14 protein-coding genes are annotated in these 14,954 nt (G+C 66.1%); 7 read left to right on the top strand and 7 right to left on the bottom strand.

The window, feature by feature from the left end; all coding sequences use genetic code 11:
• The first annotated feature begins 214 nt into the window (after positions 1-214).
• Complete coding sequence (locus tag MB901379_RS05540; protein WP_158015717.1) at positions 215-628, top strand: STAS domain-containing protein; 414 nt, start codon at positions 215-217, stop codon at positions 626-628.
• On the opposite strand, the gene MB901379_RS05535 is transcribed toward MB901379_RS05540, so the two are convergent.
• Both MB901379_RS05535 and MB901379_RS05530 read right to left on the bottom strand, forming a co-directional pair.
• On the bottom strand, positions 599-1,393 hold the full coding sequence (locus MB901379_RS05535) for an RNA polymerase sigma factor SigF (protein ID WP_158015716.1): 795 nt from the start codon (positions 1,391-1,393) through the stop codon (positions 599-601). The genes MB901379_RS05540 and MB901379_RS05535 overlap by 30 nt on opposite strands.
• Entirely contained in the window at positions 1,390-1,827 is a 438-nt protein-coding gene (locus tag MB901379_RS05530; RefSeq protein ID WP_158015715.1) for an ATP-binding protein, read from the bottom strand. Before MB901379_RS05530 ends, MB901379_RS05535 begins: the two co-directional genes overlap by 4 nt.
• A 134-nt stretch (positions 1,828-1,961) precedes the next feature.
• Here MB901379_RS05530 and MB901379_RS24985 point away from each other — a divergent pair, with 134 nt between their 5' ends.
• Positions 1,962-2,096, top strand: coding sequence for a hypothetical protein (locus tag MB901379_RS24985; RefSeq protein ID WP_269462798.1), 135 nt, complete (start codon positions 1,962-1,964; stop codon positions 2,094-2,096).
• Between the two features lie 245 nt (positions 2,097-2,341).
• Here MB901379_RS24985 and usfY read toward each other — a convergent pair whose 3' ends face one another.
• The 4 genes from usfY to MB901379_RS05510 form a co-directional block, all read right to left on the bottom strand.
• Positions 2,342-2,653 carry a protein UsfY gene (gene usfY / locus MB901379_RS05525; RefSeq protein WP_158015714.1) on the bottom strand — a complete coding sequence of 104 codons (312 nt, stop codon included), beginning with the start codon at positions 2,651-2,653 and terminating at the stop codon, positions 2,342-2,344.
• 103 nt (positions 2,654-2,756) lie between these two features.
• Entirely contained in the window at positions 2,757-3,170 is a 414-nt protein-coding gene (locus tag MB901379_RS05520; RefSeq protein WP_174236988.1) for a hypothetical protein, read from the bottom strand.
• Positions 3,171-3,248: 78 nt separating this feature from the next.
• Positions 3,249-4,592, bottom strand: coding sequence for an L-lysine 6-transaminase (gene lat / locus MB901379_RS05515; RefSeq protein WP_158015713.1), 1,344 nt, complete (start codon positions 4,590-4,592; stop codon positions 3,249-3,251).
• Positions 4,593-4,644: 52 nt separating this feature from the next.
• Entirely contained in the window at positions 4,645-5,097 is a 453-nt protein-coding gene (locus MB901379_RS05510; RefSeq protein ID WP_158015712.1) for an Lrp/AsnC family transcriptional regulator, read from the bottom strand.
• A 30-nt stretch (positions 5,098-5,127) separates the two neighbouring features.
• Between MB901379_RS05510 and hglS the strand changes: the two genes are divergently transcribed.
• The 5 genes from hglS to nei2 are packed head-to-tail and all read left to right on the top strand — an operon-like array spanning position 5,128 to position 14,025.
• Positions 5,128-6,387, top strand: a complete 1,260-nt coding sequence (gene hglS, locus MB901379_RS05505; RefSeq protein WP_158015711.1) for a 2-oxoadipate dioxygenase/decarboxylase — start codon at positions 5,128-5,130, stop codon at positions 6,385-6,387.
• Positions 6,384-7,898, top strand: a complete 1,515-nt coding sequence (amaB, locus tag MB901379_RS05500; protein WP_408632335.1) for an L-piperidine-6-carboxylate dehydrogenase — start codon at positions 6,384-6,386, stop codon at positions 7,896-7,898. The genes hglS and amaB overlap by 4 nt, the downstream gene beginning before the upstream one ends.
• Positions 7,899-7,946: 48 nt before the next feature.
• Positions 7,947-8,621 carry a TetR/AcrR family transcriptional regulator gene (locus MB901379_RS05495; protein WP_158015710.1) on the top strand — a complete coding sequence of 225 codons (675 nt, stop codon included), beginning with the start codon at positions 7,947-7,949 and terminating at the stop codon, positions 8,619-8,621.
• 52 nt (positions 8,622-8,673) lie between these two features.
• Positions 8,674-13,266: an ATP-dependent helicase gene (locus MB901379_RS05490; protein WP_158015709.1), complete on the top strand. Its 4,593-nt coding sequence runs from the start codon at positions 8,674-8,676 to the stop codon at positions 13,264-13,266.
• Positions 13,267-13,269: 3 nt separating this feature from the next.
• Positions 13,270-14,025 carry an endonuclease VIII Nei2 gene (nei2, locus tag MB901379_RS05485; RefSeq protein ID WP_158015708.1) on the top strand — a complete coding sequence of 252 codons (756 nt, stop codon included), beginning with the start codon at positions 13,270-13,272 and terminating at the stop codon, positions 14,023-14,025.
• A gap of 6 nt (positions 14,026-14,031) precedes the next feature.
• On the opposite strand, the gene MB901379_RS05480 is transcribed toward nei2, so the two are convergent.
• Positions 14,032-14,952 (bottom strand): alpha/beta hydrolase family esterase, encoded by a 921-nt coding sequence (locus MB901379_RS05480; protein WP_158015707.1) that lies wholly within the window; start codon positions 14,950-14,952, stop codon positions 14,032-14,034.
• Positions 14,953-14,954 lie beyond the last annotated feature (2 nt).

Genomic DNA, 14,954 nt, shown 5'->3' with positions numbered 1-14,954 from the left:
CGGCGAACCGTTCCCCGCTCACCGGCCTGACCAGTGATTGTTGTCGCCCCCGCGCGCCCCGCGTACGGTTGAAGACAGGTTGAGTTCACAGCCTCCCGGAATCACGTCCTGTCAGTGTGTCGGGCCGCAATAGGAGTGAATTCCCTGCGCGGCGGCGCTTCGCACGCTCGATGTGATCCACAGCTACGAACGTTCGTCGACTGATGGAGTCGCAATGTCTGTGATCCAATCCTGGAAGAAATGCCGAACCGCTACCTTCACCGCTCGCTGCGGGCCATCCACCGGCGTGATCACCGCGCAAGGTGAACTCGATGCCGCTAACGCAGATCAACTCGGCGAGTACGTCCAGCACTGCCTAAAGTACTGCCGATGGCTGGTCCTTGACCTCACCGGCTTGGAATTCATTGGTACTGCCGGGTTTTCCGTGCTACACCGGATCAATGTGGCCTGCTCGGCGGCCGACACGCAATGGGCGATGGTGCCCAGCCGTGCGGTGTTGCGGTTACTAATGGTCTGCGACCCCGACGGCGCACTGCCCACCACGGGGACGATCAACGACACGGGGACGATCAACGACGCTAACGCGGCGAAACCGCGACTACTCCAACTGGTCCCGCAGCCGAGCTAGCGACTTGGCCAACAATCGGGACACGTGCATCTGTGAGATGCCCACTCGCTCGGCGATCTGTGTTTGCGTCATGGACTCAAAAAACCTGAGTACCAATACGGTTCGTTCACGCTCCGGTAACGCCTCCAGCAACGGGCGAAGCGACTCCCGATCTTCGATCCGATCAAGGCCGGCATCCATGTCTCCCAACGTGTCGGCGATGGCGCGGGCGTCGTCGTCGTCGCCACCGCCGCCGCCACCGCTGTCGATCGACAAGGTGTTATAAGAGCTGCCCGCCACCAGGCCTTCAACGACCTCCGCACGGTCCATGTCGAGCTCTGCCGCGAGTTCCGTCGCGGTGGGGGCCCTGCCGAGTCGCTGCGACAACTCCGCGGTGGCGGCGCCCAACCGCAGGTGCAATTCCTTCAACCGTCGCGGAACCTTGACCGACCAGCTGTTGTCCCGGAAGTGCCGTCGGACCTCACCCATGATGGTTGGCACCGCAAAAGAGACGAAGTCCGACCCGGTCTCCACGTCGAAGCGGACTACGGCGTTGACCAATCCGACCCGCGCAACCTGAACTAGGTCATCGCGTGGTTCGCCACGACCTTCGAAACGCCGGGCGATGTGGTCGGCCAGCGGCAAGCATCGCTCCACGATCTTGTCCCGATGGCGCTGAAAGTCAGGCGAGTCGGCGCCGAAGCCGGCCAACTCACGAAACATCTCCGGGACATCGGCGTATTCGTTGGGTCGTGAAGCAGAACCGCCGGCAGCGCGCGAGGTCACCTGCTAGTGGCCGCCCGTCGAGCCGTCAACGTAATGCCGAACACGCTGCCGGCTGCATCGGGCTCGCGACCGTCGTGAAAGGTCTGAACGTCGTCGGCCAGCGACGTCAGAACATGCCAACTGAAACTGCCTGGTGCGACGACGTCGTGGGTGTCGCACGCCGTAGAAGCCTCCACGACCAGTTCGTCCTCGTGTGGATCAACCACCAGCGTCAGGGTGGCGTTTGGGGTGGCCGAGCGAATCAACCGGGTGCAAACTTCATCTACCGCCAGCCGCAGGTCCGCAACGGCGTCGAAATCCAGGTCCTCGAAGGTACCGATGGCGCCGACCAAGGTTCGAAGCATCGCCAGGTTCTCCAAACGGGCAGCAACGTTTAACTCCACGGCACGATGGCCGCGTTGGCGCCCGTTGGAGCGCGAATCCGCATCGGTCATGTGGCCTCCCGGCAATTTTCGACCGACACTACTCCCACGTTGGGACCCACCTCGGTCCCCGCCTTGGGCCCTGGGTTCTAGCCGGTTTGTCATGATCGCCACCGGGTATTCAACCAGCTGTGGACGAGCGTGACATGACCGACACAGTCGCGATGCGCAGGCTGAGGCGCATCGCGGTGATCGCCGGGATAACGTTGGTCGTATTTATCGTGGTCGTAGTAGGTATCTATGTCGGTGCCTTCACGATTCTGTCCCCCATGATGGGGTAATAGCGTTAACGCAACAATGCCGGTGCTCATCATGGTGCACTCGTGATACCCCGTCGGCGCGGACGGCAAAACGTGATTTGGCATTTCCGGTGCATTTCCCGTGATTTTCTGCCGAACTTGCACGGCAGCACGCCCGGACGCACGCGCACCCCGCCGGGCGCGAACCGACCCGTCCCCGCCGCCCGGAATACCGAAGTCACTGGTATTCAAGGCGATTAGCAATTGACAGGACCGGCCCGGGGCGGCTAACTGGCAAGCCGCTGCCGCCGGACTTCGGGATGTTCGGCGTACCACCGATTGGCGATCCTGCGGACTCGGCGGTGTTCGAAGGCCAGCCACATCAGACCCACCACAGCAACGATGACCGCCACCACACCCGAGGCCATGCCTTCCGCGTGATGTCCGGTACCGAAGGCCGCAAGGGCTCCGACGCCACCGATAACACCCGCCACCACCAGGAGGTACCCGGGCCAATGCAGCACATCGATCAGAGACTCGCCAGCAAGTGGCCGCGTCGTCCGCAAGTGGTCGACGGGGTCTCGATAAGTGTCCCCCATGGCTCACTCATCCTTTCTCCCGATTTGATGCCCATTACCAGGCAATACAACCAACGGTAGAACTCGCGGATGCGGATGTGGAGGGGTATCGCCAAACTATTTTTCACTCCAGCAGCGCTGAGCCCAGCGTCGAGGCCAGCGCCGGGCCGGCGATCGAAGGGACTCCCAAAGACACCGCCACCACCATCAGCGTCAGCAGAAACCAACCGGCACCGTGCCAGCCCCACCAGGTGCCTCCGCCACGCCACACCCGATAGGTGCGCACGAACGCCCACACCCCGCTGGCAAAGAGGATCAGCGGGGCGCCGAAGGCGAGCAGGGTGCGCTGCGGCGGCCCGCAGGCGGCCGTATCGATACCGGCCCTTCCGCCGCACGTGCTGACCCATAACGCCGCCATGATGAGGAAGCCGACGCCGCCGGCAGCGGCTAGGACGGCAAACCGGATGGCCGCGCGAACCTCCGCGTCGTCCTCCCCCAGCCGATCATCACCACCTGATCGCTCAAATATTTTCTGCATCCTGAACCCCAATCTTGCGTTCGGCGGATACATAGCAAATTGAATACCCCGGCGTGAGCTGGGTAAACGGTCTGCGGTTTAGGTCACAACCGTCAACGCACCCCGCAGGGCGGCTATCGCCTCGTCGATGTCGGCTCGACTGACCGTCAACGCGGGCCTAAATCGCACGCCGTCTTGGCCGGACGGCAGCACGATCACCGAGCGCTGCCACATCTGGCGGATCAATTCGTCGCGGCAGTCGGCGGTCGGCAGGCTAAACGCGCACATGAGGCCGCGACCGCGCGGATGAAGGACGACGCCCGGAAAGTCTGCGGCCAGCTCGTCGAGCTGGGAGCGCAGGTAGCGGCCCCGCTCGGCCGCCCGCTCGAACAGCTCCTCGGCCTCAATCACCTCCAGGATGCGGCGAGCGCGAACCATGTCGACGAGGTTGCCACCCCAGGTGGAATTCAGCCGCGACTTGATCGCGAACACATGGTCGGCGATCTCGTCGACCCGGCCGCCCGCCATCACCCCGCACACCTGTGTCTTTTTGCCGAAGGCCAGCACGTCTGGTTGCACACCCAGTTGCTGATAAGCCCACGGTGTTCCGGTCAGCCCGCAACCGGTCTGCACCTCGTCGAAGATCAGCAGGGCATCGTATTCGTCGCACAGCCGGCGCATCGCCGCGAAGAACTCCGGCCGGAAGTGGCGGTCGCCGCCCTCGCCCTGAATGGGTTCGGCGAGAAAGCACGCGATGTCGTGCGGGTGCGCATCGAATGCGGCGCGGGCCTGGCGCAGCGAGTCGGCCTCCACCGCGTCCATGTCCACTCCCGGCTGGAGGTAGGGCGCATCGATGCGAGGCCAGTCGAATTTCGGGAAGCGGGCGACGTTGATCGGTTTGGTGTTGGTCAGCGACAGGGTGTAGCCGCTGCGGCCATGAAACGCCCCCCGCAGGTGCAGCACCCTGGTTCCCAACGCCGGATCGATGCCGTGCGCCTCGTTGTGCCGACTCTTCCAGTCGAAGGCGACCTTGAGCGCGTTCTCGACCGCCAGGGCACCGCCTTCGACGAAGAAAAGGTGCGGCAGCCTGGGATCGCCCAAAACGCGCACGAACGTCTGCACGAAGCGGGCCATGGCTACCGAATACACGTCGGGATTGCTGGGTTTGTTCAGCGCAACCTCGGTGAGTTCGGCGCGGAACTGCTCGTCGTCGGCCAGCGCCGGATGGTTCATACCCAGCGCCGACGAGGCAACGAAGGTGAACATGTCGAGGTAGCGCCGCCCGGTTCGGGCGTCGACCAGATACGAGCCGGCCGACCGGGACAGGTCGAGGACCAGGTCGAAGCCGTCGACCAGCATGTTGCGGCCCAGCACTTCCCGGACGTGGTCGGGCGCCAGTTGCCGGCCAGCAGCGGCTGCAAGGGATTCTACGGCGGCAGTCATACCACCATGCTAGCCGTAATCTTACGAAGCACTGATACGTAGACAGGAAAGATTATGGCATGAACTGCCGATCACTGTAATAAGTACTTAATATGATGGTGCTCCGCGTGCGCACGTTCGCGGTTGCTCGGATACGCTGCAGCAGGTCCTCGAGCGCCCGCGCAGACACCACCCGCACCAGCAGGACATAGCTCTCTTCGCCGGCCACCGAATGACACGACACGATTTCTTGGATGTGCTCCAGACGGGCGGGCGCATCATCAGGTTGGGAGGGATCGAGAGGAGTTATCGCCACGAACGCCGACAGCAAGTGCCCCACCGCCTCGGGGTCGACCCGCGCGGTGTATCCCGTCACCACCCCGCGCGACTCCAGCCTGCGCACCCGGGACTGGACCGCAGAGACCGAGAGGCCGGCGACGGCGGCCAGCTCGGAAAGCGTTGCACGCCCGTCGGCGACCAGCTCACGTACCAGGATCCGGTCGATGTGGTCGAGCGACTCACCCATGGGCGCACACTATCGCAGCGCAGGCCCACCATGAGCTCGACGAAGCGGCTGGTCACCTCGGAGCTGCGCGCCCGATTCGCGGCGGGATTGTCGGCCATGTACGCCAGCGAAGTGCCGTTGTACAGCACGCTGGTAGCGGTCAGCGCCCAGGTCAACGCCGACTATGTGACACGTCATGCGGGTGCCGAGCGGTTGGGGTCGCTGCAGCGCGTCACCGCTGAGCGACACGGCGCGATCCGGGTCGGCAACCCGGCCGAACTGACCGCGGTCGCCGACCTGTTCGCCGCATTCGGCATGCTGCCGGTCGGGTTTTACGACCTCAGGACAGCCGAATCACCAATTCCCGTGGTGTCTACGGCCTTTCGACCGATCGATGCAAAAGAACTGGCGTATAACCCGTTTCGGGTGTTTACCTCGATGCTGACCACTGACGACACCCGGTTCTTCGATATCGGGTTGCGCACGCGCGTGCACGCGTTTCTCGACCAGCGCCAGCTGTTCGACCCCGGTCTGCTGGCCCAGGCGCGCATCATCGCGGCCGACGGCGGTTGCGACGCCGGGGAGGCGCCGGCTTTCGTGGCCCGAGCCGTTGCCGCGTTCGCCTTATCCCGCGAACCGATCGACGCGTCCTGGTACCAGGAGCTGTCCCGGGTGTCGGCGGTAGCCGCCGACATCGCGGGGGTCGGGTCGACCCACATCAACCACCTGACACCACGGGTGCTCGACATCGACGATCTCTACGCGAAGATGACCGAGCGAGGCGTCGCCATGATCGACAAGATCCAGGGTCCACCCCGCACCCAGGGACCCGATGTGCTGTTGCGGCAGACCTCATTTCGCGCGTTGGCTGAACCGCGGCTGTTCCGTGCCGACGACGGCACGGTGGCCAGCGGCAGCCTACGGGTGCGGTTCGGCGAGGTGGAGGCTCGCGGTGTCGCGCTGACCCCAAGCGGGCGTAAGCGCTACGACACCGCGATGGCGCAGCTGGTCGGCGCCGGTGATGCGGCCTCGGTCTGGGGCCGCTATTTCCCGTCGACCGATGCCGAGATGGCCGCACAGGGCCTGGCCTACTATCGTGGCGGCAACCCGGCGGCACCTATCGTCTACGAAGACTTCTTGCCGGCCTCGGCGGCCGGTATCTTCCGCTCCAACCTGGACAGTGATGCGCGCCCGGTCGCTGGCGCCGACGGCTCCCGCTACGACCTGCAGCGGTTGGCGGGGGCTATCGGGCGCGACATTCACGATCCGTATGCCCTGTACGAAGCACTCGCCGAGGAGGCGCCCGCATGATGACCGACGACCAGCTCCGCGATCAGGTGTTGACGGCCATCGCGGCCATGGGCGTACGCGACCCCCTTGGCGAGCCGGGCGGAGCCGGAATGCCCGTTAGTACGCCGATCACCGGCAAGACCCTGTTCACCCTCACCGAGACCACGCATGAGCAAGCTGACCACACGATCGCCGAGGCAGCACGGACCTTCACGCGCTGGCGAGCTACCCCGGCCCCGGTGCGCGGCGCGCTGGTGGCCCGTCTCGGCGAACTGCTCACTGAGCACAAAGCCGATCTGGCGACGTTGGTGACGGTCGAGGTCGGCAAGATCACCTCCGAGGCACTGGGTGAAGTCCAGGAAATGATCGATATTTGCCAGTTCGCGGTCGGCCTGTCGCGCCAGCTCTACGGCCGCACCATCGCCTCGGAGCGACCGGAACATCGGCTCATGGAGACCTGGCACCCGCTCGGCGTGGTGGGCGTGATCACCGCGTTCAACTTCCCGGTGGCGGTTTGGGCGTGGAATACCGCGGTGGCGCTGGCGTGCGGAGACACGGTGGTGTGGAAGCCCTCAGAGTTGACGCCGCTGACGGCACTGGCGTGCCAGGCGCTGTTGACCCGGGCGGCCGCCGATGTGGGTGCGCCGCCGTCGGTGGGTGGCCTGCTGTTGGGCGCGGCCGACCTCGGCGAGCAACTCGTCGACGACCCGCGCGTCGCCCTGGTTTCGGCGACCGGTTCGGTGCGGATGGGCCAGCAGGTGGGTCCGCGGGTGGCCCGACGCTTCGGCCGGGTCCTGTTGGAACTGGGCGGCAACAACGCCGCCATAGTGACGCCGTCGGCGGACATCGAACTGGCACTGCGTGGCATCGTGTTCGCCGCCGCCGGCACCGCCGGCCAACGCTGCACCAGCCTGCGCCGGCTCATCGTGCACCGGTCGATTGCCGACGACCTGGTGGACCGTGTCGTGGCCGCCTTCGACCAGCTGCCGATCGGCGACCCGCTGGCCCCGGGCACGCTGGTGGGCCCGCTGATCCACGAGACCGCTTACCGCGACATGGTGGGAGCGCTCGAACAAGCGCGGTTGGACGGTGGTGAGGTTTTCGGCGGTGATCGACGACAGGAAGGTCCGCACGGCGCGTACTACGTCGCGCCGGCGGTCGCGCGGATGCCGGCCCAGACCGCCGTCGTGGCGACCGAAACCTTCGCACCCGTTCTCTACGTGCTCACCTACGATGACCTGGACGACGCCATCGCGCTCAATAATGCGGTGCCACAAGGCCTTTCGTCCGCAATATTCACCAATGACCTGCGTGAGGCCGAACGCTTCCTGAGCGGATCCGACTGCGGTATCGCCAATGTCAACATCGGCACCTCGGGCGCGGAGATCGGCGGTGCGTTCGGTGGAGAGAAGCACACCGGCGGCGGACGTGAGTCGGGTTCGGATGCCTGGAAGACCTACATGCGCCGGGCCACCAACACCATCAACTACTCGAGCGAGCTGCCACTTGCTCAGGGCGTGCAGTTCGGCTGACCACGCGCTCTAGCGGAGCGCCGGGTGTCCGTGAGTAGTATCGTCCCCATGGCGACAGCCAGGAGGCGGTTATCCCCTGAGGATCGACGCGCCGAACTGCTCGCCCTGGGGGCGGAAGTTTTCGGGAAGCGACCGTATGACGAGGTCCGCATCGACGAGATCGCGGAGCGGGCCGGGGTGTCGCGCGCACTGATGTACCACTACTTCCCCGACAAGCGGGCATTCTTTGCCGCGGTCGTCAAGGACGAGGCGGATCGACTATACGAGGCCACCAACATCGCGCCTCCCGTCGGCATGACGATGTTCGAAGAAGTACGCACCGGCGTGCTGGCATACATGGCCTATCATCAACAAAACCCGGAGGCCGCGTGGGCCGCGTATGTGGGCCTGGGCCGCTCGGACCCGGTTCTGCTCGGCATCGACGACGAAGCCAAGAACCGCCAAATGGAACACATCATGTCCCGGATCGGGGAGGTGCTCGGCAGCCTGCCGGGGAACAGAACCCTCGAAGCCGACGTCAAGCGCGACTTGCGGGTGATCATCCACGGATGGTTGGCGTTCACCTTCGAAATATGTCGCCAGCGGATCATGGATCCGGCCATCGATGCCGAACGACTCGGCGACGCATGCGCGCACGGTCTGCTGGATGCGATTGCGCGGGTGCCGGCGATCCCGGACGAATTGGCCGAAGCGATGATGACCGCACGACACGTGCCGCAATAGGCCGCCCTAGTTTCCAATAGTTTTTGTCGGTGCCCGTTGGCACCATAGCGGGGTGAGCACTGCGCCCCCCGATGCACTACACCGGTTCAGCGCGATCACCCGCGAGTGGTTCACCAACACCTTCGCCGCACCCACCGCCGCCCAGGCCAGCGCCTGGACCGCCATCTCCGCAGGTGAAAATACGCTGGTCATCGCCCCAACAGGCTCCGGCAAGACGTTGGCGGCCTTTCTGTGGGCGTTGGATTCCCTGGCCAGCTTCTCCGCTGCTGGTGATCGGCCTGCCGGCACCCGGGTGCTGTACGTGTCGCCGCTCAAGGCGCTGGCGGTCGATGTCGAGCGCAATCTCCGCACCCCGCTGGCGGGGCTGACCCGACTCGCGCAGCGTCGGGGTCTGCCGGTACCGAATATCAGGGTAGGGGTCCGATCGGGTGACACCCCGCCCACCGTGCGCCGGCAACTCATCACCAAGCCACCCGATGTGTTGATCACGACCCCGGAATCATTGTTTTTGATGCTGACGTCGGTCGCGCGCGAGACGCTGGCCGGGGTGCAGACCGTCATCGTCGACGAGGTTCACGCCATCGCCGCCTCCAAGCGTGGCGCCCACCTGGCGTTATCCCTGGAGCGCCTGGACGACTTGGCTCAGGGCGCCGCGCGTTCGACTCCGGGACGCCGCGCGCAGCGCATCGGGCTGTCGGCGACTGTACGTCCGCCCGAGGAACTCGCCCGGTTCTTGTCCGGGCATTCCCCCACCACCATCGTGGCGCCCCCGTCGGTCAAGGCCTTCGAGCTATCGGTACAGGTGCCGGTGCCCGACATGGCGAACCTAACCAACAACACCATCTGGCCCGATGTCGAGGCACGGCTCGTCGACCTGATCTCATCGCACAATTCGACGATCGTGTTTGCTAATTCGCGCCGGTTAGCCGAACGACTCACCGCTCGGCTCAACGAAATTCATGCCGAGAGATCCGGCTCTGCGGTCCCGTCGGAGCCGAACCCACAGGTTGCCGGCGGCGCCCCGGCCTACATCATGGCAAGCGGCCAAACCTACGGGGCGCCCCCACTGCTGGCCCGCGCCCACCACGGCTCGGTGAGCAAGGAGCAGCGCGCCCTCGTCGAGGAGGACCTCAAACGCGGCCGGCTCAAAGCGGTGGTGGCAACGTCCAGCCTTGAACTCGGCATCGACATGGGAGCCGTCGACCTGGTGATCCAGGTGGAGGCGCCGCCCTCGGTCGCCAGCGGCCTGCAACGCATCGGGAGGGCCGGACATCAGGTCGGCGAAATCTCTAGGGGCGTGCTATTACCCAAGCACCGCACGGATTTGATCGGATGCGCGGTGAGCGTGCAGCGCATGCTGGCCGGTCAGATCGAGACCATGCGGGTGCCCGCCAACCCGCTCGACATCCTGGCGCAACACACGGTTGCCGCCGCCGCGCTGGAGCCCCTGAACGCCGACTTGTGGTTCGACACCGTCCGCCGCAGCGCGCCCTTTGCTGCGCTGCCACGCAGCGTCTTCGAGGCAACCCTGGATCTGCTGTCGGGCAAATACCCATCCACCGAATTCGCTGAGCTGCGACCGCGGTTGGTCTACGACCGCGATGCCGGAACGCTGACCGCACGGCCGGGCGCGCAGCGGCTCGCCGTCACCTCCGGCGGCGCCATCCCCGATCGCGGCCTGTTCACCGTCTATCTGGCTAGCGATTCCGAAAAGCCATCGCGGGTAGGCGAACTCGATGAAGAAATGGTCTACGAGTCGCGTCCCGGTGACGTCATTTCGCTGGGCGCCACCAGCTGGCGGATCGTGGAGATCACCCACGACCGGGTACTGGTGGTCCCCGCACCCGGCCAGCCGGCCCGGTTGCCATTCTGGCGCGGGGACGATGTCGGCCGTCCAGCCGAGCTGGGCGCCGCACTCGGGGCGATCACCGGCGAGCTAGCCGGTCTGGACCGTAAGACGTTCGACAACCGTTGTGTGGATTTGGGTTTCGACGAGTTCGCGACCGACAACCTGTGGGGCTTGCTCGATGATCAGCGGGCCGCCACCCGGGTGGTCCCCACCGACACCACCTTGTTGGTGGAGCGTTTCCGCGACGAGCTGGGCGATTGGCGGGTGATTTTGCATTCGCCGTACGGGTTGCGGGTGCACGGGCCGCTGGCGCTCGCGGTGGGCCGACGGCTGCGGGAACGCTACGGCATCGATGAGAAGCCGACCGCCGCCGACGACGGCATCGTCGTGCGGTTGCCCGACACAGTGTCCGACACCGGCTCGGACACCCCGCCGGGCGCGGAACTGTTTGTGTTCGACTCCGACGAAATCGAGGCGATCGTGACCGCGGAAGTCGGCGATTCGGCGCTGTTCGCATCACGCTTCCGGGAATCGGCGGCCCGCGCCCTGTTGCTGCCGCGTCGCCATCCAGGCCGCCGGTCACCGTTGTGGCATCAGCGCCAGCGCGCCGCCCAGTTACTCGATGTGGCCCGCAAATACCCCGACTTTCCGATTGTGTTGGAGACCGTCCGCGAGTGCCTGCAGGATGTCTACGACGTGCCAACTCTGATCGCGCTCATGACCGACATCGCCGGACGCCGGATTCGAGTGCTCGAGGCGGAAACCGCGAAACCGTCGCCGTTTGCGGCGTCGCTGCTGTTCGGTTATGTCGGCGCTTTCATGTACGAGGGTGACGTCCCGCTGGCTGAGCGCCGCGCCGCAGCACTGTCCCTGGACAGCACCCTGCTGGCCGAACTGTTGGGCCGCGTCGAATTGCGCGAACTGCTGGACCCCGATGTGATCGCCACCACCGGCCGACAGTTACAGCACCTAACGGCCGACCGAGCCGCGCGTGATGCCGAAGGGGTGGCGGATTTGCTGCGGCTCCTGGGCCCACTTACCGAGGATGAAGTAGCCGCGCGGGCGAGCGCGCCCGTCGGCACCGACATCGGGGGCTGGTTGGAGGGATTGCGCGCCGCCCGCCGCGCGCTGACGGTGTCGTTCGCCGGCCGTGGCTGGTGGGTGGCCGTCGAGGACATCGGCCGACTGCGCGACGGCGTGGGTGCTGCAGTCCCGGTCGGGTTACCCGCCGCCTTTACCGGGGAAGTGCTCGACCCGCTGGGTGAACTGTTGGGCCGATACGCACGCACTCGCACACCGTTTACCACCGCGGAGGCCGCCGGCAGATTCGGCTTGGGCCTGCGGGTGACCGCCGACGTGTTGGGCCGGCTGGCCAGTGACGGACGGCTGGTGCGCGGCGATTTTATCGCCACCGGGGTCTCCGGTGACACCAGATCCGAGCAGTGGTGCGATGCCGAGGTGTTGCGCATTCTGCGGCGCCGCTCGCTGGCCGCGCTGCGGGCACAGGTCGAGCCGGTCAGCACCACCGCCTACGGCCGGTTCTTGCCGGAGTGGCACCAGGTGGGCGGCGCTACGTCGGGCCACGACGGCGTGGACCGGCTGGCGTCGGTAGTCGACCAGCTCGCCGGTGTGCGGATTCCCGCCTCAGCGCTAGAGCCGCTGGTGCTGGCGCCGCGCATCGGTGACTATGCGCCGGCCATGCTCGACGAGCTGCTCGCGAGCGGCGAGGTTGCCTGGTCGGGGGCTGGGTCGATATCGGGCAGTGACGGCTGGATCGCGCTCCACCTCGCCGATACCGCCCCACTTACGCTGGTCACGCCGGCGGAGATCGAGTTCTCCGACGTCCACCGGGCGATTCTGGACACCCTGGCCGGCGGCGGTGCGTATTTCTTTCGTCAGCTTACCGGAGACGGGTCCGACGACGCGACGCTCAAAGCCGCCCTGTGGGAACTGATCTGGGCGGGCTGGGTCACCGGCGACACCTTCGCCCCGGTGCGGGCGTTGCTCGGCGGCGGCTCGAAGTTCCGCAAGCGGTCCGCTCCTGCTCACCGGGCGCATCGCCCGCCACGCCTGAGCCGATACACCGTCGCGCACGCGCAGTCGCGCACCGTCGACCCGACGGTGGCGGGCCGGTGGTCGGCGCTTCCGCCTCCCGAGCCGGACTCCACACTTCGGTCCCACTACCAGGCCGAGCTACTGCTGAATCGCCACGGAGTGTTGACCAAAGGAGCGGTCGCGGCCGAGGGCGTGCCCGGCGGTTTCGCCGTCCTGTACAAGGTCTTGAGCGCCTACGAGGACGCGGGCCGCTGCCAGCGTGGCTACTTCGTCGAATCGTTGGGAGGGGCCCAGTTCGCCGTCGCGTCCACCGTCGACCGGCTGCGTCGCTACCTCGACGGCATCGACCCGGAACGGCCGCAGTACCGGGCAGTCGTACTGGCCGCCGCCGACCCGGCCAATCCCTACGGGGCGGCGCTACCTTGGCCCACGGCTGGGAGCGACGGCGGGGCCCGGCCGGGCCGCAAGGCCGGCGCACTGGTGGTGTTGGTCGATGGTGACCTGGCCTGGTTCCTAGAACGCGGCGGACGCACCCTGCTGACCTTCACCGCCGACCCGGCCGCCTGCCATGCGGCCGCCGTCGCGTTGGCCGATCTGGTCGCCAACCGACGGGTGGGGTCAATCTTGGTCGAACGCGTTGACGGTGTTCCGGTTCTGCAGTCCGGCGTGCCCGGCCCGGTCACAGACGCGCTGGCCGACGCCGGCTTCGCACGCACACCACGCGGTTTGCGATTGCGGTGAGCCATGCCCGAGGGTGACACCGTATGGCACACGGCGGCCGTGCTGCACCGACACCTTGCCGGCCGCACGCTGACTCGCTGCGATATCCGTGTGCCCAGGTTTGCCACCGTAGACCTCGCCGGGCAGGTAACGGATGAGGTGTTCAGCCGGGGCAAGCATCTGTTTATCAGAATCGGCGCGGTCAGCATTCACTCCCATTTGAAGATGGATGGCAGCTGGCGGGTCGCACAGCGGGCCGTGCGGGTGGATCACCGAGCTCGAATCATCCTGGAAGCCGGTGCTATTCGGGCTGTCGGCGTGGACCTGGGCGTGTTGGAGATTCTTGACCGAGACACCGACGACGCCGTCGTCGCGCATTTGGGCCCGGATTTGCTGGGCGAGGATTGGGACCCCCAGGTCGCCACCGCCAACCTCACCATCGATCCGAACCGCAAGATCGCCGAGGTACTACTCGATCAGCGGGTGCTGGCTGGGGTCGGCAACGTCTACTGCAACGAATTATGTTTCGTTAGCGGATATCTGCCCAGCACTCCGGTCCGCGCCCTCGGCGACCCGCACCGCCTGGTCACCCGCGCCCGGGACATGCTGTGGGCCAACCGCTCCCGCTGGAACCGCTGCACCACCGGCGACACCCGGGCCGGTCGGCAGCTGTGGGTGTATGGCCGAGCCGGCCAGGGCTGCCGCCGGTGCGGAACGCGCATCGAATATGACGGCGCCGGCGAGCGGGTACGGTTCTGGTGCCCGGAGTGCCAACGCTGAGACGACCTACCCGTTTCGGCCGTGCGTTGCGAAGAACTGCGCGATAACCGCCGAACCGGCAAGGGCGCGGGTAGTAGCGCCGATGACCGGCTTGGGTAGATATTGCTTAGCGCCGGGCCAGGTGTGTCCGCCGTTCTCGATCCGATAGAAGACCACTTCGGTGCCCGCAGCACACGCCCAGTAGTCGTAACGGCGCACCAGGGTGCCGTCGCGTAGGTCGGGAAGTTGCTCGACGACCGGATCACCTTGGCAGGCATCGACGGTTCGCCAGCGATCGACCATGCTGAGCGCCGAGATGGCGTGGCTGAGCCCGCCGCGACCGCGCACGTCTCCACCGTTGAACGGAACCACCCGATCGGCGGTCCCATGCGCTTCCAGAACCGACACCGGCTGTGACGGATTGCAGGCCACCCCCACCCCCAGCGTGCCGGCAATCGGCGCAATGGCGGCGAAAACATCCGCACGGTCGCATGCCAGGCGGTTGGACATAAACCCCCCGTTGGACATCCCGGTAGCGAACACATGCCCGGCAGGAATATCGAATTCGTTGCGCAGCTTGGCCACCAGGGTGACCAGGAAGCCAACGTCATCGAGATGGCGGCGGTCCGCGGGCGAGGCGCCCCTGCCGTCGGCCCAGCTCTTATCGAAGCCGTCCGGATAGACCACTAGCAGGTTGTTGGCATCGGCAGCGGTGTCGAATCCGGTCAAGCCTTGCTGCCCGGCGCCGCTGCTGCCGCCGCCGTGCAGGCTGAGCACCAACCCAGCCGGCACCCCGGGTGGCACATGCACGATGTAGGTCCGCTTCAGACCACCGAACTGAAGCGTTCCCGGCTGATCTCGAGAACGCGCCGCCGATACTTGGTGCTCGCCGCACCCGACAAGGCACACCATGACTGTGAACAGCACCAACCACCGCGCCCCTGGCATGA

The organism is Mycobacterium basiliense (genome assembly GCF_900292015.1).
Lineage (GTDB): Bacteria > Actinomycetota > Actinomycetes > Mycobacteriales > Mycobacteriaceae > Mycobacterium > Mycobacterium basiliense.
The sequence above is the reverse complement of the archived record's forward strand: the minus strand, read 5'-3'. Positions and strand labels throughout refer to the sequence as shown.

What these genes read in the sequence shown, in the direction of transcription:
- MB901379_RS05540 (WP_158015717.1), top strand. Translation starts at nt 215, where the DNA reads ATGTCTGTGATCCAATCCTGGAAGAAATGCCGAACCGCTACCTTCACC.
- MB901379_RS05530 (WP_158015715.1), bottom strand. Translation starts at nt 1,827, where the DNA reads ATGACCGATGCGGATTCGCGCTCCAACGGGCGCCAACGCGGCCATCGT.
- MB901379_RS24985 (WP_269462798.1), top strand. Translation starts at nt 1,962, where the DNA reads ATGACCGACACAGTCGCGATGCGCAGGCTGAGGCGCATCGCGGTGATC.
- usfY (WP_158015714.1), bottom strand. Translation starts at nt 2,653, where the DNA reads ATGGGGGACACTTATCGAGACCCCGTCGACCACTTGCGGACGACGCGG.
- MB901379_RS05520 (WP_174236988.1), bottom strand. Translation starts at nt 3,170, where the DNA reads ATGCAGAAAATATTTGAGCGATCAGGTGGTGATGATCGGCTGGGGGAG.
- lat (WP_158015713.1), bottom strand. Translation starts at nt 4,592, where the DNA reads ATGACTGCCGCCGTAGAATCCCTTGCAGCCGCTGCTGGCCGGCAACTG.
- MB901379_RS05510 (WP_158015712.1), bottom strand. Translation starts at nt 5,097, where the DNA reads ATGGGTGAGTCGCTCGACCACATCGACCGGATCCTGGTACGTGAGCTG.
- hglS (WP_158015711.1), top strand. Translation starts at nt 5,128, where the DNA reads ATGAGCTCGACGAAGCGGCTGGTCACCTCGGAGCTGCGCGCCCGATTC.
- amaB (WP_408632335.1), top strand. Translation starts at nt 6,384, where the DNA reads ATGATGACCGACGACCAGCTCCGCGATCAGGTGTTGACGGCCATCGCG.
- MB901379_RS05495 (WP_158015710.1), top strand. Translation starts at nt 7,947, where the DNA reads ATGGCGACAGCCAGGAGGCGGTTATCCCCTGAGGATCGACGCGCCGAA.
- nei2 (WP_158015708.1), top strand. Translation starts at nt 13,270, where the DNA reads ATGCCCGAGGGTGACACCGTATGGCACACGGCGGCCGTGCTGCACCGA.
- MB901379_RS05480 (WP_158015707.1), bottom strand. Translation starts at nt 14,952, where the DNA reads ATGCCAGGGGCGCGGTGGTTGGTGCTGTTCACAGTCATGGTGTGCCTT.